This window comes from Staphylococcus sp. AntiMn-1 (assembly GCF_001663395.1).
Taxonomy (GTDB): Bacteria; Bacillota; Bacilli; order Staphylococcales; family Staphylococcaceae; genus Staphylococcus; species Staphylococcus equorum.
Map to the genome: position 1 here is coordinate 1942282 of NZ_CP012968.1, position 23908 is coordinate 1966189.

General features: G+C 33.3%; 25 protein-coding genes and 2 pseudogenes. 14 read left to right on the forward strand and 13 right to left on the reverse strand.

Annotated features, from left to right (window positions below):
* Positions 1-30 precede the first annotated feature (30 nt).
* The gene (chrA, locus tag AOB58_RS09455; protein WP_064783363.1) at positions 31-1185 is read right to left on the reverse strand and encodes a chromate efflux transporter; all 1155 of its coding nucleotides are present in this window, start codon (positions 1183-1185) and stop codon (positions 31-33) included.
* Positions 1186-1209: 24 nt separating this feature from the next.
* Positions 1210-1512: a PadR family transcriptional regulator gene (locus tag AOB58_RS09460; RefSeq protein WP_002506400.1), complete on the reverse strand. Its 303-nt coding sequence runs from the start codon at positions 1510-1512 to the stop codon at positions 1210-1212.
* A gap of 274 nt (positions 1513-1786) precedes the next feature.
* On the opposite strand from AOB58_RS09460, the gene AOB58_RS09465 reads away from it, so the two are divergent.
* The 6 genes and pseudogenes from AOB58_RS09465 to AOB58_RS09490 all read left to right on the forward strand — a co-directional run bounded on the left by AOB58_RS09465 (position 1787) and on the right by AOB58_RS09490 (position 6657).
* On the forward strand, positions 1787-2440 hold the full coding sequence (locus tag AOB58_RS09465) for a DUF2848 family protein (RefSeq protein ID WP_002511686.1): 654 nt from the start codon (positions 1787-1789) through the stop codon (positions 2438-2440).
* 65 nt (positions 2441-2505) lie between these two features.
* Positions 2506-3221, forward strand: a pseudogene (locus AOB58_RS09470) (carbon-nitrogen family hydrolase).
* A 25-nt stretch (positions 3222-3246) separates the two neighbouring features.
* Positions 3247-4233: a DctP family TRAP transporter solute-binding subunit gene (locus AOB58_RS09475; RefSeq protein ID WP_021338969.1), complete on the forward strand. Its 987-nt coding sequence runs from the start codon at positions 3247-3249 to the stop codon at positions 4231-4233.
* Between the two features lie 11 nt (positions 4234-4244).
* Complete coding sequence (locus AOB58_RS09480; protein ID WP_102134921.1) at positions 4245-4709, forward strand: TRAP transporter small permease; 465 nt, start codon at positions 4245-4247, stop codon at positions 4707-4709.
* The gene (locus AOB58_RS09485; protein ID WP_002511682.1) at positions 4706-5983 is read left to right on the forward strand and encodes a TRAP transporter large permease; all 1278 of its coding nucleotides are present in this window, start codon (positions 4706-4708) and stop codon (positions 5981-5983) included. The genes AOB58_RS09480 and AOB58_RS09485 overlap by 4 nt, the downstream gene beginning before the upstream one ends.
* Positions 5984-6003: 20 nt before the next feature.
* A complete protein-coding gene (locus tag AOB58_RS09490) occupies positions 6004-6657 on the forward strand; it encodes a GntR family transcriptional regulator (RefSeq protein ID WP_046465742.1) in 654 nt (217 codons plus the stop codon).
* A gap of 346 nt (positions 6658-7003) precedes the next feature.
* On the opposite strand, the gene AOB58_RS09495 is transcribed toward AOB58_RS09490, so the two are convergent.
* Positions 7004-7465 carry a helix-turn-helix domain-containing protein gene (locus AOB58_RS09495; RefSeq protein WP_002511680.1) on the reverse strand — a complete coding sequence of 154 codons (462 nt, stop codon included), beginning with the start codon at positions 7463-7465 and terminating at the stop codon, positions 7004-7006.
* Between the two features lie 217 nt (positions 7466-7682).
* Between AOB58_RS09495 and AOB58_RS09500 the strand changes: the two genes are divergently transcribed.
* The 3 genes from AOB58_RS09500 to AOB58_RS09510 all read left to right on the forward strand — a co-directional run bounded on the left by AOB58_RS09500 (position 7683) and on the right by AOB58_RS09510 (position 10078).
* Entirely contained in the window at positions 7683-7907 is a 225-nt protein-coding gene (locus AOB58_RS09500; RefSeq protein ID WP_002511679.1) for a DUF3955 domain-containing protein, read from the forward strand.
* Positions 7908-8143: 236 nt separating this feature from the next.
* Positions 8144-8908 (forward strand): 2,4-dienoyl-CoA reductase, encoded by a 765-nt coding sequence (fadH, locus tag AOB58_RS09505; protein WP_064783364.1) that lies wholly within the window; start codon positions 8144-8146, stop codon positions 8906-8908.
* A gap of 330 nt (positions 8909-9238) precedes the next feature.
* Positions 9239-10078: a YitT family protein gene (locus AOB58_RS09510; RefSeq protein ID WP_002511677.1), complete on the forward strand. Its 840-nt coding sequence runs from the start codon at positions 9239-9241 to the stop codon at positions 10076-10078.
* 98 nt (positions 10079-10176) lie between these two features.
* Here AOB58_RS09510 and AOB58_RS09515 read toward each other — a convergent pair whose 3' ends face one another.
* From AOB58_RS09515 to AOB58_RS13365, 8 genes are all read right to left on the reverse strand, one after another.
* A complete protein-coding gene (locus AOB58_RS09515) occupies positions 10177-11214 on the reverse strand; it encodes a galactitol-1-phosphate 5-dehydrogenase (protein WP_002511676.1) in 1038 nt (345 codons plus the stop codon).
* Positions 11215-11241: 27 nt separating this feature from the next.
* Entirely contained in the window at positions 11242-11397 is a 156-nt protein-coding gene (locus AOB58_RS13675) for a hypothetical protein (protein ID WP_002506404.1), read from the reverse strand.
* Between the two features lie 54 nt (positions 11398-11451).
* Complete coding sequence (locus AOB58_RS09520; RefSeq protein WP_064783365.1) at positions 11452-12483, reverse strand: zinc-binding dehydrogenase; 1032 nt, start codon at positions 12481-12483, stop codon at positions 11452-11454.
* Between the two features lie 20 nt (positions 12484-12503).
* Positions 12504-13763 carry a PTS galactitol transporter subunit IIC gene (locus AOB58_RS09525; RefSeq protein ID WP_046465746.1) on the reverse strand — a complete coding sequence of 420 codons (1260 nt, stop codon included), beginning with the start codon at positions 13761-13763 and terminating at the stop codon, positions 12504-12506.
* A gap of 129 nt (positions 13764-13892) precedes the next feature.
* Entirely contained in the window at positions 13893-14171 is a 279-nt protein-coding gene (locus AOB58_RS09530) for a PTS sugar transporter subunit IIB (protein WP_021338961.1), read from the reverse strand.
* A gap of 76 nt (positions 14172-14247) precedes the next feature.
* Complete coding sequence (locus tag AOB58_RS09535) at positions 14248-14715, reverse strand: PTS sugar transporter subunit IIA (protein ID WP_064783366.1); 468 nt, start codon at positions 14713-14715, stop codon at positions 14248-14250.
* 19 nt (positions 14716-14734) lie between these two features.
* A complete protein-coding gene (locus AOB58_RS09540) occupies positions 14735-16762 on the reverse strand; it encodes a BglG family transcription antiterminator (protein WP_237283144.1) in 2028 nt (675 codons plus the stop codon).
* A gap of 264 nt (positions 16763-17026) precedes the next feature.
* Positions 17027-17257 (reverse strand): DeoR/GlpR family DNA-binding transcription regulator, encoded by a 231-nt coding sequence (locus AOB58_RS13365; protein WP_082920401.1) that lies wholly within the window; start codon positions 17255-17257, stop codon positions 17027-17029.
* A 303-nt stretch (positions 17258-17560) separates the two neighbouring features.
* On the opposite strand from AOB58_RS13365, the gene AOB58_RS09545 reads away from it, so the two are divergent.
* Both AOB58_RS09545 and AOB58_RS09550 read left to right on the forward strand, forming a co-directional pair.
* On the forward strand, positions 17561-18070 hold the full coding sequence (locus AOB58_RS09545) for a YfiT family bacillithiol transferase (RefSeq protein ID WP_064783368.1): 510 nt from the start codon (positions 17561-17563) through the stop codon (positions 18068-18070).
* 465 nt (positions 18071-18535) lie between these two features.
* Positions 18536-19249, forward strand: a complete 714-nt coding sequence (locus AOB58_RS09550) for a transglycosylase family protein (protein ID WP_064783369.1) — start codon at positions 18536-18538, stop codon at positions 19247-19249.
* Positions 19250-19641: 392 nt separating this feature from the next.
* Here AOB58_RS09550 and AOB58_RS09555 read toward each other — a convergent pair.
* Positions 19642-20309, reverse strand: a pseudogene (locus tag AOB58_RS09555) (RluA family pseudouridine synthase).
* A 429-nt stretch (positions 20310-20738) separates the two neighbouring features.
* Here AOB58_RS09555 and AOB58_RS09560 point away from each other — a divergent pair.
* From AOB58_RS09560 to AOB58_RS09570, 3 genes are all read left to right on the forward strand, one after another.
* Positions 20739-21464 carry a transglycosylase family protein gene (locus AOB58_RS09560; protein WP_064783370.1) on the forward strand — a complete coding sequence of 242 codons (726 nt, stop codon included), beginning with the start codon at positions 20739-20741 and terminating at the stop codon, positions 21462-21464.
* Positions 21465-21614: 150 nt separating this feature from the next.
* On the forward strand, positions 21615-22034 hold the full coding sequence (locus AOB58_RS09565) for a hypothetical protein (RefSeq protein WP_064783371.1): 420 nt from the start codon (positions 21615-21617) through the stop codon (positions 22032-22034).
* Positions 22035-22201: 167 nt separating this feature from the next.
* On the forward strand, positions 22202-22846 hold the full coding sequence (locus tag AOB58_RS09570; RefSeq protein WP_233640625.1) for an HAD family hydrolase: 645 nt from the start codon (positions 22202-22204) through the stop codon (positions 22844-22846).
* Between the two features lie 40 nt (positions 22847-22886).
* Here the strand turns inward: AOB58_RS09570 and trhO are convergent, their stop codons facing one another.
* A complete protein-coding gene (trhO, locus tag AOB58_RS09575) occupies positions 22887-23840 on the reverse strand; it encodes an oxygen-dependent tRNA uridine(34) hydroxylase TrhO (protein WP_064783373.1) in 954 nt (317 codons plus the stop codon).
* Positions 23841-23908 lie beyond the last annotated feature (68 nt).

Sequence of the window (23908 nt, forward strand, 5' to 3'; positions counted from 1 at the left end):
TAAAGAATTATTAAAAAATGATTAAAAAATTTAATAAAACATGATACCCAGTGCTAATCCTAAAATTACAATTAGCCATGACGGAGCTTTACAGTATGCTAGCAATACAAATAATATGGCAGCAAATGCGAAATCCATATGTGAATTGACGGATGATGTAAAAATAGGATCATACAGTGCTGCAATTAGAATACCAACTACACCAGCACTGACCGCTTTTAACATTGCTTTAGCATAACGATTCGACTGCACGTGTTCCCAAAATGGTAAAACGCCAATTAATAGTAAAAAGGCAGGTAAAAAAATAGCGATTGTTGCGACAATGCCTCCTGGAATGCCAGACATAACGGTACCGATATATGCTGCAAAGGTAAACAAAGGACCCGGCACTGCCTGTGTTAATGCGTACCCTGTTAAAAAGTCGTTCGCACTGATCATATCTGTTGCGACAAATGCTTGTTCTAATAATGGTAGAACAACATGGCCACCACCGAAAACAAGTGCACCTGAGCGATAAAAATGATCAATCATACTCACCCATGAATTGGTTGTGAAGAAATTAATAATAGGTAAAATTAATAAAAAACTGAAAAAGAGTGTAAGTGCAATAACACCAACTAATTTAGGAATATTGAATATCTTTATTGATGGTTTACTTTCATCATTTTCTTTAAAGAGTAATAATCCAGCAAGCGCCACGATAATCAATGCACCCAATTGTGACATAGGATGAATCACTGTGACTGCCATAACTAAGGTGAATAGTGCAAGAAGCTTTGTTTTCACATCAGGCAAAAGCTTCTTGCCCATGCCAATAATGGCATTAAGCACGATGGCAACTGCAACCAATTTCAAGCCATGCGTCCAACCTAAATCACTGCTGTAAGCAAGGAGCAGCGTCGCACAAAGCATTAATACAATGACTGAAGGCAATGTAAAACCAAGAAATGAAATAACACCACCAAGTAAACCTGCCTTCGTTATGCCGATACCAAAACCGACTTGGCTACTTGCAGGACCAGGTAAAAACTGACATAACGCGACTAAATTTGTATATTGCTGTTCTGTGAGCCACTTCCTACGTTTAACGTATTCATCATAGAAGTAACCGAGATGTGCTGTTGGGCCACCAAAAGATGTACAACCTAATCTTAGCGCGACCAAAAAGACTTCAAGATATTTCATTAGCATAACCTCCCAATTTATAAATTATACTTCGCCAACAAGTTCTTTTAATTTTTGTTGGCTTTTGGCTAACATTTCTTTACCAAATGAAGTGATGGTATAGTTCTTGCGTTGTTTACCTGCAACCACATTTTTCTCACTAACAAGTAATCCTTCGTCTTCCATACTATGTAAGAGGGGATACAACGTACCAGCGCTCATTGTATAACCGTGTTCTTGAAGTTCCTCAATCATCCAACTACCATAGATAGGATGTTCACTTGCATGATGCAAAATGTGAATATAAATAAACCCTAAAAACATACGTCTTTCTAATTTTGATTCCACATACATTCATCCTCTCTAATTAATATATTGAAAAGCGATATCGCATTTCGATTTCAATGTAACATTTATACTTTTGTCTGAGGTTGAATTTACATAAAATTTAAGAAATTATCATATTTTGTAATATTGCTTATAGCTCATTTTTCTTAATTAAAAAATAGTTTATTTAGTGAGAATTAGAAAATGTTTTTAAGATTTAAATTATAAAAATATTGTAAATATTCACTTAATTAATGTACACTGTATAATGTATACATTAAAAAGGGGTGTGAATATGAAATTTAAATTAGATTATGAAGAAATAGATTTAACTTTTGATAATGCTTATTGCATTGGATATTCAGGAAGAAATGTTGAAAAGACAAAGGAGCATATAGCTGAATTAAAAGAACTAGGCGTGCCTGAACCTAATTCAGTTCCTGAAATATATCATTTAGATCCGCTACTTTTTAGACAAAATAAGTCTATTTCAATTATTGGTGATCAATCTAGTGGAGAAGCTGAAATTGTTATTATCTTTGATAATGATAAGCGCTATGTGACGCTTGGTAGTGATCACACTGATCGTGAACTAGAAACTGTGAGTATTCATAAGTCTAAACAATTATGTGCAAAGCCAATCGCCAGCACTATATGGGATTTTACTGAGGTAGAAGAACACTGGGATGAATTAGAGCTAAGGTCATTCGTATTCGTAGATGGGGACTGGCAATTATATCAAGACGATAAAGTAAGCAGTATTTTACCTTATAAAGATTTAATAACTTCTTTAAATCAAGATGACGCAAATTTAAAAAATGCTGTTGTTTATTGTGGTACTGTGCCATTGGTTAGTGGATTTAAATATCCGAATGCTTTTAAAGCTGAGTTAGTAAATCCATCTAATAACAAATATATTACATTAGAATATGAGGTGAAAAAACTATGATCAACGTCCAATTATTTCAATTTAATGTTGCCTTAGGTGATTTCGAAAAAAATAAAAATAAAATCATGCAATTATTTAGTGAGGAGTTGTTAAAAACTACAAGTATTGTTGTTTTACCAGAAATGTGGAATAACGGTTACGATTTAGAAAATTTAAATGAAAAAGCTGACGATAATCTGAAAGTAACCATAAACTTTATTTCAAATTTAGCTAAAGAATATAAAGTGAGCATAGTTGCAGGGTCTGTTTCGAATAAAAAACAAGATGAAGTTTATAATACGTTAGTTGTTTTTAATGAGAATGGCGAACTCATTTACAATTACGATAAGATTCATTTGGTTCCAATGTTAGACGAGCCAAAGTTCATGGTTGGAGGACATTTTTTACCACAACCTTTTCAATTGATGGATACAGATATGGGGGCATTATTTGTTACGATTTAAGATTTCCTGAGTCAACACGTCAATTAGCAGTAAATGGCGCTAAAGTGATTTTTGTCGTTGCAGAATGGCCAGATTCAAGGTTATATCATTGGAAGCACTTAAATATTGCTAGAGCAATTGAGAATGCGGTATATGTTATAGCTTGTAATTCATCTGGAAGTGATGGCAAAACGACATATGCAGGACATTCTATGATTGTTGATCCAAGGGGAAACGTTATTCAAGAAGCTGGAGAAAGTGAAAGTACAATTTTTACTGAAATAGATGTGGAGCTCGTTCATGAAATACGTGAAAGTATACCCGTATTTAAAAATAGAAGAATAGATTTATATTCTTAATGGGCCTTTAAGGGGATGACATTTTATGAAAAGATTTTTTTCATTTTCTTTATTAATAGTTTTAATATTAAGCGGCTGTCAAAGTGGTGAGGATAAAACTAAAGATGAGGAAGTAAAAACAATACGTCTGGCACATACTGGTTCAGATACACACCAATATAATATAGCTTCCCAAAAATTCAAAGAATTAGTTGAAAAGAAATCTCAAGGTGAGTTAAAAGTTAATGTCTATGGAAATGGAAGCTTGGGTAATGAAGACGAGTTAGTAGATCAAACGATGACTGGCTCAATTCAAATGTCTACTGTAGCAGCTGATAGTAGCTTGTCAAACACAATACCAGAAATGAACTTATTTGGTATACCGTATTTATTTGAAAATAAACAAGATGTGTATTCTAAACTCGATGGCAAACCAGGAAAAGATTTATTGAAATTAGCACAATCTAAAGATATGCAAGGTCTTGGGTATTGGGAAGTAGGATTTAGGCATTTTACGAATAATAAAAGAGAGATAAAGCATCCTGAAGATATGAAAAATCTAAAGCTAAGAGTACAATCTGCGAAGGTATGGAATGAACATTTAAAATCTTTAGACGCAATACCTACGCCGATTAGTTTTAGTGAATTATATTCTGCATTAGATCAGGGCGTTGTAGATGGCCAAGAAAACCCATTACCAACAATTGCATCTCAAAAATTATACGAAGTACAAAAATATATTTCTTTAACCAATCATACTTACACACCTGCAGTTATCCTCATGAATCAAGATTATTATAAGAACCTTTCTGAGCAGGAGAAGAAAATAGTGAATGAAAGTGTTGAAGAATCAACGAAATATCAACGTAAATATATTGCAGACCAAGAACAAAAAATAAAGAAACAACTAAAAAATGAGGGCATGGTTATTACTGAAGTAAATCGGGATGAGTTTAAAAAGAATACGAATGATGTACATTCAGAAATCAATGATCAAGTACCTAAATCCATAATTCGTCAATTTAGCGAATAAGGGGGATAAATATGAATAAATTAAAGATAATAGAGAAGAAATTTATAACCATTCTTACTCACCTAATGACAGTTTTTATGATTTTATCGATCTTGACTATATTCTTGCAGCTCCTTACACGTTTTGTTTTTAAAACTTCAATTTTTTGGTCACAAGAACTTTTAATGTTGTTTTTTGTGTACAGTATTTTATTTGGAGCAGTGGTATTAATGTATAAGCAAGAGCATTTACAAGTTGATTTATTTGAAAAGTTACCTAAAAAGTTAGAAAAAGCGCTAGATTATTTTGTGAAAAGTGTAATCACCTTCGTACTATTAATAATTTTTTATTATAGTATTTTACAAGTGAATTTAAGTATAAGTGCGGGGCAAGTTATGACTTCTATGCCAATTGGTAGATGGATTATGTATATACCAATGCCAATATGTTTTATATTGATGATTTATTTTACTTGGAAGCCGGGTGATAAATCATGATATTATTTCTAATTATATTGTTATTTGTACTTATAATTATCAGAATGCCCATTGCGTTTTCTTTAATGACTGTATCTATTATAGGAATTGGATGGACTGGTGTAGAATTTTTAGAAATTATACCGAGGAAAATGTATTTTGGCATAAATAATTTCTCACTTTTAGCTATACCTCTATTTGTATTAGCTGGAGAAATAATGTCAAAAGGTGGTATGTCTAAAAGAATTGTTGAATTCTCTAAACTACTAATTGGTCCATTGCCTGGTGGTTTAGCAATGGTTGTAATAATTTCGAGCGTATTTTTTGCTGCGTTAACAGGTACAGCAATAGCTGCAGCAGCAGCAATAGGTGGCATGTTGTTACCATTAATGAAAAAAGAAGGATATGATGAAGGTTTTTCTGCATCATTAGTTGCTTCGGCTGCGACAGTGGGACCAATTATACCACCTAGTATTATATTTATTTTATTTGGTGTTATGGCAAACCAATCTATAAGTGATTTATTTATTGGAGGAGTTGTACCCGGTATTTTAATGGGTGTTGGGTTGATGATTTATAGTTACTTTGTAGGTAAAAAAGAAGGGTATAAATCTATGGATAGTTTTCCACCATTAAAAGATATACTCTTAGGTTTTAAAGATGCAGTTTTGGCGTTATTGATGCCAGCAATTATTATAGGAGGTATTGTTAGTGGATTATTTACTGCTACAGAATCTGGTGTAATTGCAGTTTTATATGCGATAATAATAAGTAGTGTTGTATATAGAGAATTAAACTTCAAAAAATTGTATGAAGCATTAATTAGTAGTACAAAGACTTCCGTTGGTATCATATTTTTAATAGGAAGTGCAGCAATATTTATTTGGTTTGTTTCCTTTAATAATGTTCCAGAACAACTACAATCTATGTTAGGTGTTTTTGCAGATAATCCAATTTTACTATTACTTGTAATAAATATTGTATTATTAATAGCGGGTACATTTATAGATACGATAAGTGCAGTTACTATTTTTACGCCAATCTTCTTACCGCTAATTATGGCAACAAATATAGATCCTATTCATTTCGGCGTGGTAATGGCTGTGAACCTATCAATAGGAATGATAACGCCACCAGTAGGAGTTTGTTTATTTGTAGTATCATCTATAAGTAAAGTGCACATCAAAAAAATTATCAAATCAGTTACACCACAATTAGCTATTTTACTTGTAATATTAATAATTATTACGTACGTACCATGGTTAATTACTTATCCGGTTTCGTTATTTAAATAAATTCTCTAGGAGGTTCAAGGATGTATGATTCTTTAAAAAAAGTTAATAGAAATTCAATAAAACAAGAAATATATGATCAAGTTAAGCGTTCATTATTTAATAATGAATTACCACTTGATCAATTTATTACTGAAGTTGAATTATCTAATTTACTAGACGTCTCTCGTACACCGGTTAGGGAAGCAATAAATGAATTAGTGTTAGAACAACTTATGATTTTTAAACCAAGAAAAGGTTATAAAGTAAATACATTTACTAACCATGAAATTGATCAAATTTTCTTATTGAGAGAATCACTGGAGATTGCTTGTGTGCCTTTTATTGTACAAATAATAGATGAAGATCATATCCATGATTTAAAAGCTATTATTGAAAAACAAATAAAAGCAGCTCAAAATGATGATTATTATACATTTATGTTATTAGACAAAAGTTTCCATACCTACTTAATGGAAATTATTCAGTTTGAGTTATTTTTAAAAAGCTATAATGTGCAACATGACCTATCCATTCTTATTGGTACTCAAGGATTAAAAAGCCAAGGAAGAATGATAGAAGTTATTGATGAACATAATGAAATAATTAAGGCATTATCATACAAAAATGAGGAAGCTATCGTAAACACGATGAAATCTCATTTAGAGAAATCTATGACTGCGTTTAAAGTGAAATAGTTGTAGTTTTTATAGCAAATATTTCCTATATATAAGTTTAAACAATGAATGATAATAAATAATTGAAGATACTATATTATTATGGAAGTGGCACTAATTTGGGCTGACTCCTGCGGGAAAGGCACTGGCCGAAGACTACAGGCTGAGGCCGTGCCCGCGGAAAGCATGCACAAAAAAGTGCCAACAAAGTCGAAGACTTTGTCTATACCATGAAAAACGGCAAACTAAATATGTTTGCCGTTTTTTTATGTTGTTATGAAAATAAGTTAATAGAAATATATAAAATTAAATCGTCGAGCTTTCAACGTAGCCTTAATTTAAATATAAAGTGTCACCCTCTCTATGATTAACTACGTGAATGTTTGTAGTGACTCATGAATATTAAGATTAAATTGATAAGTCCTACGGTGAGACCACCTATCAGCGCATACAATCCAAGAGGTACGAGAAACCAAGGCTCATGCAGTATGCCGTCTTGTGAAACGTAAGAGGGGATGGCTAAGAAAAGTATCGCACAGGTGATACCAATCAAAATTAAAATCATACTTACAATACTTAGACGTATGCGTTTGATGCTTTTTCCATCATTAACGAGTTTATCTTTAATAACGTCATCGCCTAAGATTAAATCATCGAGTGACAAGTGGAACGTTTTAGCGATATGCACAATTATTTCTATATCTGGTAAATATCTATTATTTTCCCAAGCTGATACTGTTTGTCTCGATACATTAAGTTGTTCGGAAAGTTGCTCTTGTGTGAGTTGATGTTCTTTTCTAATCGATTTAATTTGATTTCCAAAATCCATACGATCTTTCCTCCAATCTCTATATAGTTAGATTCTTTGTAAAAGCTGATGTTATGCGATTGCTAGCAATACTTTACACCTCCCGCAAGACATACTGTCACTCAAAACAGCTATGTCTTGTGATGCTTTCTTTTATAAATACATTCTATATTTGATAATAAAAACTTGAAAGAAGGCAGTTAATTGTCTAATAAATTTAGGAGGTTATATACAGATTATGAGTAAAAAAATATTTTTTTCAAGTATTTTTTGCATGATTTTCGGAATTTTAATGGGAGGTCTATTTATTGTTTTACCTAGTCATGTCGATCAAGATGGCATCTTACGTGAGCCATGGTTTTTAGTGGAATTTGGTTTCTTATTTGTGGCATTAGGGATATTATTAATGATCGTAACTGTCGTAAAATATTTATACCATCGTTTTGTACAGCATAAACAATAACGTTTTAAGAGACTAGAGCATAAATAAAGCATCTCATGTTGATAATTTAAATATCTAGTAATCTTTATAGAGCGTGAAAAGAAATCAAATGACAAATTTTGGTTTATTTTCTCGCTTTTTTTAAAAACAAAAATAAGATAATTTACTAAAAAAGTAAAATTAATGTACAATAACATGTAAGCGCTTACTAATTTATTTGAATCATACTAAATCAAGTTTTTAAAAGGAGAATGTAAATGAAGGACAAAGTGATGATGATAACGGGCGGTAGTAGTGGCATGGGCAAAGCAATGGCGAAACGATTTGCTGAAGAAGGTGCCAAAGTAGTCATAACAGGTCGCTCATTAGAACGACTTGAAGTTGCTAAAGCGGAAATTGAACAATATGAAGGTCAGGTGCTATGTATAGACATGGATGTACGTGATCCAGAGCGTGTGCAGTATACAGTAGATGAGACTGTAAAAACATTTGGACAGATAGATGGCCTTGTGAACAATGCAGCGGGTAATTTTATTTGCCCTGCAGAAGATTTGTCGATTAATGCGTGGAATTCAGTTGTAGATATTGTATTAAATGGTACTTGGTATTGTACACAAGCAGTAGGTAAAGAATGGATTAAAAATGGTCAAAAAGGTCGTATTTTGAATATGGTTGCGACGTATGCTTGGAGATCTGGTCCAGGTGTTATTCATTCTGCAAGTGCGAAAGCTGGCGTCCTTGCTATGACGAGAACACTTGCCGTGGAATGGGGTTCTAAATATGGAATTACAGTGAATGCCATTGCACCGGGGCCAATTGAAAATACAGGTGGGGCAGGAAAATTAAGTCTATCTGAAGAAGCACGTCAACAGACACTAGATAGTGTACCAGTTGGTAGAATGGGTCAACCTGAAGAAATTGCAGGTTTGGCTAAATTCTTGTTTTCAGACGATGCGGGCTATATCAATGGCGCTTGCATGACCATGGATGGTGGGCAATGGCTCAATCAGAATGCATTTTAAACAATTCTCAATTTATATAAAAGACAAATCGGACGATTCATATCGTTTGATTTGTTTTTTTAATTCAACGCTATCGCTAATATATAATAAAAGTAACGGATTCAATTACAATTTATAAAACAAATTAACCTTATTCAATTGAAATAAATGACCATTTCTACTATGATATATACTTGTGTTAAAAAATAACGAAAAATTATATCTTCGAAACTTTTTGGTTAATAACTGAAAAGTTTCTTTTTATGTCGTGCTTCCTAGCCGATCAATATAAATGAAATAAAACAGTAGGAATGAGTGATTTTCAAATAAAAGGAATGAGGTGTTATTGGGATGTTGTACAAAATCCATTTTAAAAATATATGTTTCTGTATTTTAGGAACATTTCTTATAGGTATAGGCATTAATGTGTTTGTAATTCCTGCTAATTTTGGGGAGGGTGGTACAGTAGGTATTTCGCTAAATCTAAAATATACACTAGGCTTATCACCGGCAATTACTTCTTTAATTATAAATATGATATTAATTGCGGTAGGTTGGAAATATTTAAGTAAAACGACAGCAGTTTACACATTGATTACAGTAATTTCGAGTTCAATATTTTTAGGACTAACTGAATCATTTAATATGCAGATTGAATCTGATTTTATAAGCACAGTGTTTGGCGGCTTACTACTTGGTGTCGGTACTGGACTTGTAATCTCAGCGCGAAGTACATTAGGTGGCACATCTGTTATTGCTAAAATTATAAACAAGTATACTGAAATCAAAACTTCTCAAGCATTGTTTATGCTTGATTCAATCATTGTGTTATCTTTCTTATTCATCCTTCCTGTGCAAAATGTTTTATATACTATTGTTATGCTTTTTATCGTTGAGAAAAGTATGTCATTTGTAATAGAAGGTTTTAATCCTAAAAAGGCAATTACAATTATTTCAAATTATAATAATGAAATTAGTAAGGGGATTAATAAAGAAACAGGTAGAGGTTCAACATTATTGAATGGAGTCGGTGGCTATGAACGAAAAGAGACGAATGTGCTTTATGTTGTCGTGCCGCAAAACCAATTATCAAGAATTAAGAAAATCGTTAATGCTCACGACGAAAATGCTTTTCTTGTTATTCATGATGTGAGAGATGTCTTAGGCAATGGCTTTATGAAAGTACAGTAACGTAAAATATGTGTAGATATAAATACGCCTCAAAAAGTCCTAATACTGTCATCAGTGTTAGGACTTTTTTTAATAATTATGGCAATGTTAGATTTTAATTATGGGTGGAAGATTACTTTATCAAAATGTTTCTTTTTATTAACTAATGCATCAAATGTTTCAGGACCTTTTGCTAAATCTAAGCGATCTGAAATCATCGGATCCACTTGAATCTCTCCTGTAGACATGTAATGAAGGGACGCATGCCATTCTTCGCCTGGAAATGGGGCGGATAAGCCGTTCCAAGATCCAATAACATTAAGTTCATTGCGTAATATTTTTTCAAAATGAACACGATCCATTTCAATATCGGAGTAAGGTATGCCTAGCAGTAAGACTTCCCCGCCCTTAGCTGGTAACGTTAAGACTTGTCCAATCGTAAATGGTGAGCCTGCTGATTCAACAGCGACATCTATGTTATGAGGAATAGTAGCGATAACGTCATCTAAATTTTCTGCTTTAGAATTAATCGTATAATCTGCGCCAAGCGTCTTAGCAATTGCTAATTTATCTGGGTCGATATCAATAGCAATCGTCTTAGCGGCACCAAATATTTTAGCCCATTGAATGGCTAGCAAACCGATACTGCCACATCCTATAACAGCTACAGTCGCCCCAGGTTTCATACTTGTTCTATAAAAACCATGTGCTACTACTGCAGAAGGTTCGACCATAGCAGCTGTATCAAAGTCTACATTAGTTGGCAATTTTAAGACGTTATTTGCAGGTAGTTTAACGAATTCTGCAAAACAGCCAGGTTCATAAGAGCCAATAACATATAAATGTTCACATCTAGAGTATTCACCTTTTTCACATTGTTCACAGGCGTGACAAGCGATAGCTGGGCAACCCGTGACTGCATCGCCAACTGCCACATGATTAACGTTATTGCCTATACTTTCTACAACTCCTGAAAATTCATGACCAAATGTCATGCCTTCACGATAAGGGCCTAGCTTCTTATAGCGAGAATTGTCTGAACCGCATATACCAGTTGCAATCACTTTAATAATGACATCGTTACTGTCTTCAATTTCAGGCGGTTTTGTTTCTTCGTATCTTAAATCTTCAATGTCGTATAGGTTCAAAGCTTTCAAAGTATTTCACCTCTTATCTTCTGAATATTAATTCTGTTCAGAAGTAACTTTTTTCTTTTTAAAAAATTTTGCGCCGAAGTAACCAAGAAAAACGACTATATTACAATAAAGTAAGTTATTCATATATAAATCTGTAATACCTCTCAATGGCCCAAGCATGAAATCTAACATATGTTCTACCATAATAATTATCTCCTTATATCATTTAATTGCTAAATGATGGTTATTTGAAACAAGTTAATCGATAGGGCGAAGGAGTACTTTGATGCCTTCTCCACCTTTGATATGGTTGTAGCCTTCTTCCCATTGCGTAATATCAAGTTCATTTGTGACCAATGCTTCAGCATTAACATCACCACTGCTTAATAGTTGTAAAGAAGGTTCCCAGTCGGCTGGTTTTTGACTTCTCGTACCGACCATTCGTATTTCTTTTTGTATAATTTTTTCTAAATCAAAAGAAATTTCTGGATCTTTAAAGATACCAACTTGGACATATTGTCCTTTTTTACGTAAGATATCTAAACCTTGTTTGGCAGCGGGTACTGCACCAGAACATTCTAAAACTACGTTTGCACCATAACCATTCGTAATACTGTTTACATAGTCTTTTAAATCAGTATTTTGAATATTGACGACATGATCTAATTTAAGTTCTGTTGCCTTATCTAATCTTGTTTGATCATTATCTAATCCAGTGATTACGACTTCTGCACCTTTACTTTTAACGACTTGCGCGACAAGTAATCCAATAGGTCCGGGCCCCATAACGACTACGACATCGTCAGGCTGTATTTCAATTTTAGAAACAGCATGGTGGGCACAAGCTAATGGCTCCGTCATAGATGCTGCTTTATATGAAACATTATCAGGAATACGGTGGACACTAGCTGCACGTGCAACTAAGTATTGCGTGAAGCCACCATTTTGTTGTGTGCCTAAACCTTTACGATGATTACATAAGTTATAATCACCACTTTGACAATATTCACATTCACCACAAATGTAATATGTTGTTTCAGAAGTGACGCGATCACCGATTTTAAAATCAGTGACATTAACGCCTGTTTCTACAACCTCTCCTGAAAATTCATGGCCAAGTGTCACTGGAAAGTTCACTTTATAATGACCTTCATACGTGTGCACATCCGTGCCACAAATGCCTGCATAATGGACCTTTATTTTTACTTCATCTGCGTTCGGTGAAGGTATCTCTCTATCTAAGACTTCTAGATTCCCGAATCCTGGTTCAGTTTTAACGAGTGCTTTCATGTAATGTCAGCTCCTATTTGTTAATTAAATAAACTAAAGAATTTGAAGATAATGTAATTTAAGATGTTACCACCTTGGTCAAGACTTGAAATTTGAGCTGAACCAGATGGCATATTTACGTTTGTGCCTTCTGCCATGCTTGTGAATATCGGTGCAACATCTGTTGCGATATATAAAGAGATGGCAATCATGATTGTGCCGACAATAACCGAGTGTATGATATTACCTCGTGCAGCACCTACGATAAATGCGACGATAAATGGAATTGTTGCTAAGTCACCAAATGGTAAGACTTGGTTACCAGGTAAAATAACTGCTAGTAATACTGTGATCGGAACTAAAATTAAAGCTGTTGAGATAACTGCTGGGTGGCCTAATGCAACCGCAGCGTCTAAACCAATATAGATTTCACGATCTCCAAAGCGTTTGTTTAACCAAGTACGTGCAGATTCGGAAACAGGCATTAAACCTTCCATCAAAATCTTAACCATACGAGGCATTAACACCATAACGGCAGCCATTGACATACCAAGGTTGATAACATCGCCAGCGTTGTAACCAGCTAATAAACCAATGATTAAACCAAGTACTAAACCGACGAATATGGATTCACCAAATGCACCAAAACGTTTTTGAATCGTTTCTGGGTCTGCATGTAATTTGTTGATACCAGGCACTTTTTGTAAACCTTTAACTAAGAAAATACCTGGCGCATATGAAATTGTACTACCTGTGGCGATCGATACCCCAGGTAAATCGTAGAACTCACTCATCATTGGTGCAGTCCAGTCAGCCACTTTCAGACAGACGATTTGGAATATTGCTGCAGCCACTAATGATTGCCAAATGCTATCAGATACGGCGTAAACCATGGCACCCATAAATGTATAATGCCAGAAGTTCCAAATATCTACGTTCATTGTTCGGGTAGTCTTTGTCAGTAACATGACAATGTTAATCACAATACCTAAAGGAATAATAAATGCTGCGATAACAGATGCCCATGCAATAGATGATGTTGCTGGCCAACCCACATCAATAACATTTAAGCTTACCCCTAGGTTCTTAACCATAGCTTGAGCAGCGGGTCCCAAGTTGTTTACAAGTAAATCAATAACTAAGAAAATCCCAACGAATGCGACACCAATCGTCAAACCAGATCTAAATGCTGCGCCGACTTTTTGCCTAAAGAATAATCCTAGTAAAAATATAACGATTGGAAGGATTACTGTTGCCCCTAAATCTAGAAAAGCTTGAATAAAATCTACAAATCCACTCATCCCTTACACCATCCTCTTTAATATAAAGTGATGTTGGTATAAATTAAGACGCCATTTTGATAAAACCATGAACTTCTTTTTTGATATTTATCCCAACGATTGATTCGGTATTTTAAATTAAATGACTCATTATTCTTGTAATGCGTCTAAGATTTCTTTCTTAGTATCTTCAACGCCAATTCCAGTTAAGAAATTACGTGCGTTAATGACAGGGAAGTCGTATTCTTTTTGCGTCATTGCAGTTGTAACTAATAAATCTGCTGAATCTGCGTAAACACCAACTTCTGAAATTTTAATTTGTTTTAAATCTACTTTGATATTGTGCTCTTTTGCCATTTCTTCGATTGCACTGTTTACTACCGTTGAAGTTGCGATACCTGCGCCACATGCTACTAATACTTGTTTCATAATAATTTCCTCCTAATTTGAGAACTTAATATTTAAATTCTCTTCCTGTTATATTTTTTATTAATAAATTAAATGATTATGCGTCTGCTAATTCTTGCTCAATAACTTCTACGACTTGATTGCTATCTGCTGCATTGGCAATGGTTTCAAGTATTTGATCATTTTGGAAAATACCCATCAATTTTTGAAGTAATGATAACTGTGCATCCTCTTTATCCATTGCGAGCATAAAGATTAATTTCACATCGGTTGTTTCTTCAACTTCGCCCATGATGACGAAGGGCACTGTTTCTTTAAGGACAGCCACACCGATTGATTTTGAATTCACGTGCTGAATATCTGTGTGTGGGATAGCTACAGAACAATAAACTGTAGGTAACCCTGTAGCAAATGATTGTTCCCTTTCGATGACTGCATCTTTGTATGATGCTTTTACGTAACCATTGTCATGCATTAAATCAGCTAATTGACTTAATACGTCTTCTTTTGTTGTGGCCTCTAAACCAATGACAACATTCGAGGCATCAACTGTTAAACCTTCCATATGACGCAACCCCTTTGCTTTAGTCTATTTTTGAAAATTGTTTAATCGTTTCAAATATTTGGGACTTTGAATCTGTTTGTATAATGCTTTGCATACTTTCATTGTCTTGTGCTAAATCTCGTAACTGTAATAGAGGTCTTAAATGTTTGAATTTATCTGTTGCTGCGATAACCACAAAGACCTGTACTTTCAGACCTGTACTTAGCGTTAATGGTTCATCTAATACCAACATACTCATAGACGTACGGTTTACGTTTTGTTCGTTTTCAGCATGTGGTATGGCGATGTGTTGATTGATAACCATATAAGTATCGTCAAAAGATTGAATCATTGAATCGATGTAATTTGCATCTATATACTTTTGACTAGAAAGTGGTTCAGCTGTTAGCCGAATTGCTTCTTCCAAATTTGAAACATGAGATGCAAATTGAATATGGTGTATCGGTAATAAATCTTGTAAATTCAAATGACCATTTAACGAAATTGAAGACGATTTGATTGAAGCATATGCATGAATATCATCAAATTGGTTTTTAATTTCATTAAGTAAAGCATCTTCGTTATGAATATCAGCATGTTCACGTATCATGGCTAACATCTTTTCAGCGTGTATGTCTGTCTCGAAACTATTGTTGAGTTGACCGAATACGTGCTGACGAAGATCGTGTTTTTCTTTGGCAGTTAATATAGATTTCGTGATATATAATCTTTTGTGTGTCATCACGTGCATTGGTGAAAAGACAATATCAAAGTCTAGCGTATACTGATTAAATTCACGTAGTGATAATGCATCTAAAAATATGAATTCTGGAAACACACTACGCAATTCTTGTAACATCAATTGAGAAATTGATGTACCTTGTGTACAAACCACAACAGCTTTTACTTTTTTGTCGATGTCTTCATCTTGTCTTCTTAGAATACCGCCAATGAGTATGGTTAGATATGCGAGTTCATTATCAGGTAATGGTTGGTTAAAGAACTTTTCCATAGGTTTAGAAGAGAGTTTAACAAGATGAAATAATTCTTTGTAATCATCTTTCAGATTATTCTGTAAACTATCGACATCAGATAACTCGTATCTAATTCTGTAAAAGGCAGGCTTCATATGAAATAACAATTGGTTGACCAATGTTTCACGATCTTCAAAAGTGATAAAAGTGATTTTCTCAAATTGATCAAGCATGCTTTGTAGTGCAGTTTTTAATTCTGGTAAAACTTTCACATCATCTAATTCCGACCATTGCACGCTTGTTGATAAGAGTTGCAATGTTATAAATAATTTCTCTTGCCGAGGTATATCAGGATAGTTTGAAGTTAGTATTTCAGTTGCTTGATACTCCTCAGTGTCGGAAAGGTCATCGTATCCAATTGAAAAAGGTGAGACGATCTTATCGTGCTGAATTCTTCTCATAATGAAATAGAGTTTGTAGCGTAATGTCTCAGTACTTTGATCAATAAAATTATTCTCTAAATATTGTTCGATTTTGTTGATTTGAAAATCGATAATTTGAAGTTTCTCTTCTTGCAACGCTAAACTTGCTAAAATATCATCTTTTGAAATATTTAAAGTGAATACTTTATCAATTAAGCGTGTTAAAAGTCTTCTGATTTCAAACTCATTACCGACTAAATAATAACCCTCCTGCCGTGAATATTTCAGAGTGACATCATATGGTTCTAGTAATAATTTTAATTTTTTCAAATCATTTAACACTGTGTTCTTACTTACTTTTAAATCGATTGCAAAGTGATTTAATGACAATGTTTCATCTTCTCTAAACAACATCAGTAAAATGAGATGCGCGCGTTGGTAAGCAGTATATACTTGCTCATCTTCCTGTGGAATAGGTTCAATTGATACATTAAGAAAATTTTTGATTATATCATCAACGATGAAAAATCCTTGGCTTGTGCGTTCAATCGTTGGGCAATCTTGTTCAGTTAACCATTCATTGATTTTTTGGATTCGATAGCCAAGTTGTCTACGAGACATGTTGAACATTACTTCTAAGTCTTTGCCTTTAATTTTCGGATTTTTAATCATTTCGGTAATGATATTAAAGTTTTCTGCTTGTATTTTGAATCCCTCCCTTGTTGTTGACTCTAATTTAGCACAGCTCATCAAAGAGTTGTACACTCATTAGACACAAATGCATTTCCGTTTTATGTACATCATTGTGATTAGCATGAGAAAAAGCACTTACCATCGCATTTGGAATGATAAGTGCTTATCGTATAATATGTTTATTATTTTAATAATTTCATTCTTAATTCATTGATTATAAGATATGAAAGTTAAAAAGAGAAATTATATTACCTTTACTGAATGATTTTCTAGGATACTTTTCCATTCGTCATCAAATTCAATATTTGTCACGATATAATCGATGTTGGATAAGTGACCAAAGCTTATTAAACTATTGGCATCAAATTTAGAAGCATCAATTGCCAAAATAACTTGTTTGGCTTTATTGATTATGAGTTCTTTGTTGGTAATAGCATGATAATCACAAGCGCAAGCACACTGATGATTAACCAAAGCGGTTTAAATGTGGTGTTTTTATTCTTTGCTGAATGTTGTTTCATCTTTAAAATGCTCCTTTTCTTAATTTTTCAATTTTATAATATCAAATCAGTAAAACGTGCTCACTATAATATTAAAAAGTTCATAAAAATGCCTTTAGTTAAGTAAGAAATATAAAGAAGAGGATGAGAACCTACATTAATAATGACTGAAAAATTGTGTGCATTCTATAAAATGTTTAATTATAAAGAAACAGAGAATAATAATGATGTAGAGATAATGTGCGTGAATTTAAATAAATGATAATAAGGTGATTAAATGGATTTAAGATTTCCAATAGGAGAATTAGAAGTTCCAGATAATGTAACATTAGATGATATACAAAAATGGGCGAAAGAAATAGAAGGTTATACTGAACGCTTAAGAGAGACTGTAGACTCGTTAGATGATGAAGCGTTGAATGCAAAGTATCGTGCAGGTAGTTGGACAGTACGTCAACTTGTACATCATATTGCTGACTCTCAATTAAATATGTATCAGCGTTTGAAGTTAGCACTCACGGATAACAATCCGACCGTACCAGCGTTTATTCAAGATGAATGGGTGATGTTGCCGGATAACGACTTACCTATCGAAAGCTCGATTAAGATGCTAGAAGGCATGAACGAGCGTATCGTAGCAATTGCTAACAATTTAAATGAAGATCAATTAGCACAAACATTTACGTTAAAAGATAGTGGCGAGATAACGGTAGGTAAAAAGATAGCAAAATTATCTTGGCATGAAGAACATCACTTAGCACATATTAAAATAGCATTATCTAAATAGTAGAATATAGAAGGCCGTTCAAATCATGAGAATTTGAACGGCTTTTTTAATTTGGTATGTAGTTGACTTAGTTGATTTATAGAAAATTGGTGTAAAATATCGCTTGAAAAAAGTCTGAGTATGATTTCCAATAAATTGCAAACTGAAAAATAAAGTGGAATTGTACACAATTGACGAACAAATTACATAAATATTACGTGTTTATATTTTATAATAATCTGTTTATAGACGTTTGTGAAAGCTTTTAGTAACTTTTTCGCCATTATTAGTAACTTTTTCACTGTAATTTAGATGTAAAGAACATGCGTATATTTTAATTTGACTGTAACCTACAAACATTTTATGGATGTTATAGTATTATTTGTGAGTTGGTTGAAGCAGTAAATTAATTTTTAATTAAATAATTGAAATTCAGCCATATAAAATAAAAAATTAAAATTATCTTTTTGGGAGGATTTATTAATAATGAAAAAAACAGTAATCGCATCAACTTTAGCACTTGGATTAGGCGTAACAGGAGCAGCAGGTAATTCAGCTGACGCTTCAGAGCAAAACGTAGATAAAGCACAATTAGCACAATTAGCGCAATCAAATCCAGAGCAATTAAATGAAGCACCTGTTCAAGAAGGTTCATATGACATCGACTTTAATTATAATGGTACAGAATATAGTTTCGAATCAGACGGTACAAACTTTAGCTGGAGCTTTGGTGGAGGATCAGCTGAAGGTTCAACTGAGGCACCTGCTCAACAAGAAGCACCAGCTGAACAAGCAGCACCAGCTGAACAAGCAGCAGAGCCAGCACAACAAGAAGCACCATCTGAACAAGCTGCAGAACCAGCTCAACAAGAAGCACCAAAAACTGAAGCAACTCAACAACCACAACAAGAATCTACTTCAAAAGAATCAAGCTCAAGTGAAGCTTCAAGTGGTTCATCAGTAAATGTTAACTCTCATTTACAAGCAATCGCTCAACGTGAATCAGGCGGCGATCTTAAAGCTGTTAACCCATCATCAGGTGCAGCAGGTAAATATCAATTCTTACAAAGCACTTGGGATTCAGTAGCTCCAGCAGCTTACCAAGGTGTATCTCCAACAGAAGCACCTGAATCTGTACAAGATGCTGCAGCAGTTAAACTTTACAATGAAGTTGGCGCTTCACAATGGGTTACTGCATAATTTAAACAGTAATTAATCATTTTAAATAAACGATTCAAAACCTGCTTCTATAATATAGAGGCAGGTTTTTTGATTTAATAAATAATTTGAGATAAATAAAACAAGGGAGTGGGACAGAAATCTAATTTTTCTAATAAAATTTCGTCGTCCCACCCCGGCACAGCTGACTAGAAAATGGAATACAAGAGCTTTAGCTCTTGCATAAGAACTACTTGTCTTCATAAATGAAGTAGTAGTTCTTTAAATGCTTGATATAAGCGTATTTTCAATTCAGTCAGCCACTGCCAATATAAAAAACTGAGGCTAAGACATGTGATATGTCCCAGCCAATTGTTTTTGTTATTAAAATATTTCCGAGGAAATGCAATTTTAGTATGGAGACGATACAAGTATTACAAATAATGTGACCAGATACCGTCGCTTGGAATTGATTCTACAGATATAATTTCATCTTTAGTCGGATGTTTTACGCTAAGATGCGATGCCCATAAAGCAATTTGTTGACCAGGTTTATTAATATGTTGTCCATATTTTTGGTCTCCATATAATGGTAAGTTTTGATTCGCAAATTGCACTCTAATTTGATGTGAACGTCCAGTTCGCAATTGTACTTCGACTAAACTTTTCTTTTCAGCATTACGAATTATTTTGTAGTCTAAGATCGCTTGTTTTGCTTCTTTTCTTTTTGAATCTACCACATATACGATATTTTTATTACGATCTTTCCAGAGATAATCTTTAAGTTCACCTTGTTTTTTTGCAGGTGTGCCATGAACAACTGCTAAATAAGTTCTATCAAAATTTTGCTTTCTTAGTTCATTTGATAAACGAGATGCAGCTTTGGATGTTTTAGCAAATACCATAGCACCACCGACTGGTCTATCAAGACGATGTACTAAGCCAAGATAAACTTTTCCTGGTTTATTATATTTTTTTTAATGTAATCTTTTAACATAGACAATAAATCTTCATTTTTTGAGTCATCAGCCTGTACTGGTATATTAATAGGTTTTTCGACCATAAGTAAATGATTATCCTCATAAAGGACATTGATAAACATTGAACTCCTCCAAATCGATATAATACTTTACATAGTTAGTACGCAATATTAAAAAATAATGTGTTTAAAATAACGTGAAATAAAAATAAAACGAAGTAAAAAGTAAGTGTATACTATTGGTGTAAAGGTACACCATTGTCACACTAATTACATAGAGATTACATAGAGGTAAAGCAAGTATTCTATTTATGAACTATCGTGAGAGTATTTTGGTTGAATTTTCTGGAAATTATTAAGATATTTAGTGTAATGGGAGTGTAAAAAGTCGATTGTTTTTTTAACTTCACTGTAACCCACGAGCTATTTATAGATGTTACAGTAGGTCTTGTAAATTAATTGAGGAAAGTAAATCGTCTTAGCGATGATTGAAATTACGAATTAATTTTAAAACTATAAAATGAAAATTATCTCTTAGGAGGATTATTAATAATGAAAAAAACAGTAATTGCATCAACTTTAGCAGTAGGATTAGGCGTAACAGGAGCAGCAGCAGGAAATTCAGCTGACGCTTCAGAACAAGGTATCGACAAAGCAGACTTAGCGCAACAAGCTCAATCAAACTCTGAACAATTAAATCAAGCACCTATACAAGAGGGTTCATATAATCATAACTTTACTCAAGATGGCGTAAATTATAACTTCCAATCAGATGGTACAAACTTTACTTGGAGCTATGGTGAAGGTTCAAATGGTTCATCAGAACAAGCTTCAACTAATAGTGATCAACAACAAGCTCAACCACAACAAGAACAACCACAACAAGAACAAGCTCAACAAGCAACTGCTGAGCAACCAACTGAACAATCAGCTCCACAAGCTGAAGAAACTCAACAACCACAACAAGAAGCTGCTTCAACTCAATCTTCAGAAAGTTCAAATGAATCAAGCTCAAGTGAAGCTTCAAGTGGTTCATCAGTAGAAGTTAATTCTCATTTACAAGCAATCGCTGAACGTGAATCAGGTGGCGACCTTAAAGCTGTTAACCCTTCATCAGGTGCAGCAGGTAAATACCAATTCTTACAAAGCACTTGGGATTCAGTAGCACCTGAAGAATACCAAGGTCAATCACCAACTGAAGCTCCAGAATCAGTACAAGACCAAGCAGCAATGGATCTTTACGAATCTGAAGGTGCTTCACAATGGGTTACTGCATAATATAAGCAGTAATGTCTAATTAAAATTAAATATAGTTAAGTGAATAAACTAATCCCTGTTTCTACTATGTAGAGACAGGGGTTTTTATATGTAAATAAATTTATTTTGAAAATTGATTAACTAATGGGTGTAAGGGAATAATATGATATTATGAAAAAACTTTTAGCACATTTAATCGTAGCATTGACGTTAGCAATTATATTATTTTTGACTACTTTATTTTTCGATTTATTTAAATCGATGCACTTAACAGCATTATTACTGAATATAGATTTTTTAATAGATGACAATGCTTCAAATATTGTTTTGGAATTTTTAATTCATGTAGGCATTACAATTTCACTTTATGCTTTACTTTATTTTATTTATAAAAAGTTAGGGGATTATTATTATATCGCGTTAATTTGTGTCATGTTTTCATTTTTAGCACTTTATCCATTGCTGATTTATATGGCAATTAACCCTGTTTTTCAATTTCAATTCATGGGTTATATCTGTTGGATTATTGCACATATTCTATTTTTAGTTTGTACGCATAAAGGGATTAAGTTTATGGGGAGAAGGTTTTAAAATTCATAATTTTGTTAAAAACTTAATACAGTAAAAGTGAAAAGGCGGTTTATAATTATTATGTAACGACGTTAATTACTCTTAAGGAGGGGTTTTTAATTAAAAATGCAGAATTAGTATTATTTGATTTAGATAATACTTTATTTCCTTTCAATGATTTATGGTTAATTGCGAATAAACAAATTTTCAACGATTCTGGGTATGCAGAAGATATTGCATATGATGAATTCCTCAAAATTTACACTTATTATGATAAAAAATTTTGGTTGAAACATAGTCGAGGAGAGATAACTTTAGATGAACTCAGGCAACTACGATTAATAGAAAGTTTAAAATATTTTAAGAAAAATATTACAACAAAAGAAGCACATGAATATTTCTTAGCTTTTTTTGACATTATTATTCAACATATTAAACCAAATATAATATTAAATGATCATCTTAATGAATTAAAAAAATGGGTGAATATAGGTATATTAACTAACGGAAAAATTTCAGAACAAACAACTAAGATAGCACGTTTAGAATTAAAAAAGATTTTTGAAAATAATATTTTTATATCTGAAGATATTGGAAGTGAAAAGCCTGATGGTGCTGCTTTCTTAAAGGTAACTCATATGCTAAATATCAAACCTGAGCATACAATATATGTAGGAGATTCTTGGGAAAATGATGTTTCTGGTTCACTTAATGTAGGCATTAAACCAATTTGGTTTCATGGTGACAAAAACATAAATGACAAAAATATAGAAGTTATTAATAGTAGTATTGAAGAATTAGTAGAAAGTTTGATAACACGAGTGAAACGATAAATAAAACACTGTTATGCATCATGCATAACAGTGTTTTATATTATTGGCTTACAAGATTTTTGAAGTTTTCTAAGCGTGCGGCTTTTTCTTCTTCGCTAATGTCATGTTTTTTTACATAACGATTATTTTCGTGAGTTGCACATTCGTGTGTACAAGCACCTAAATAACGTTCTTCATTTTCTTCAGAAACAAGAATTTGTTTGTTACATTCTGGATTGCTGCAATTGATATAACGTTCGCATGGTGTACCATCGAACCATTCTTTACCCACAACTGTTTTGTCTACTTGGTTGACTTCTACACTAATACGTTCATCAAAGACGTACATTTTACCGTCCCATAATTCACCTTTTACTTCCGGATCTTTACCGTAAGTAGCAATGCCACCTTCAAGTTGACCTACATCTTCAAAGCCCTCTTTTAATAAGTAACCAGAGAATTTTTCACAACGGATGCCGCCAGTACAATAAGTAACAATCTTTTTGTCCATGAATTGCTCTTTATTTTCTTTGATCCAATCAGGTAGGTCTCTAAATCTCGTGATATCAGGACGAACTGAGCCGCGGAAATGACCTAAATCGTATTCGTAATCATTTCTTGCATCAATGACTACAGTATCATCAGCCAATAAAGCTTCTCTAAATTCTTTTGGTGATAAGTAATTTCCTGTTAATTCTCTTGGGTCAACGTCATCTTCTAAATCTAGAGCAACGATTTCTTCTCTTGGACGTACGTGCATTTTTTTGAAAGCATGTCCTTCAGCTTCATCAACTTTAAAAGTAATTCCCTTAAATCTTTCATCTGATTTCAATTGTTCCATATATTGATCAGTAGCTTCGACTGTCCCAGATACAGTACCATTGATACCTTCTGTAGATACTAAAATACGGCCCTTAAGTTCTAAATCCTTACAAAATTCTAAATGCTCCGTAGCGAAAGTTTCGGGGTCATCAAGTGTTGTATATTTATAATACAATAATACTCTATAATCCATAATTCGATTCTCCTCTAATCTATTCTTTTCATTATTATTAATATAAAATTTATGGTTGAAGTGGTTGG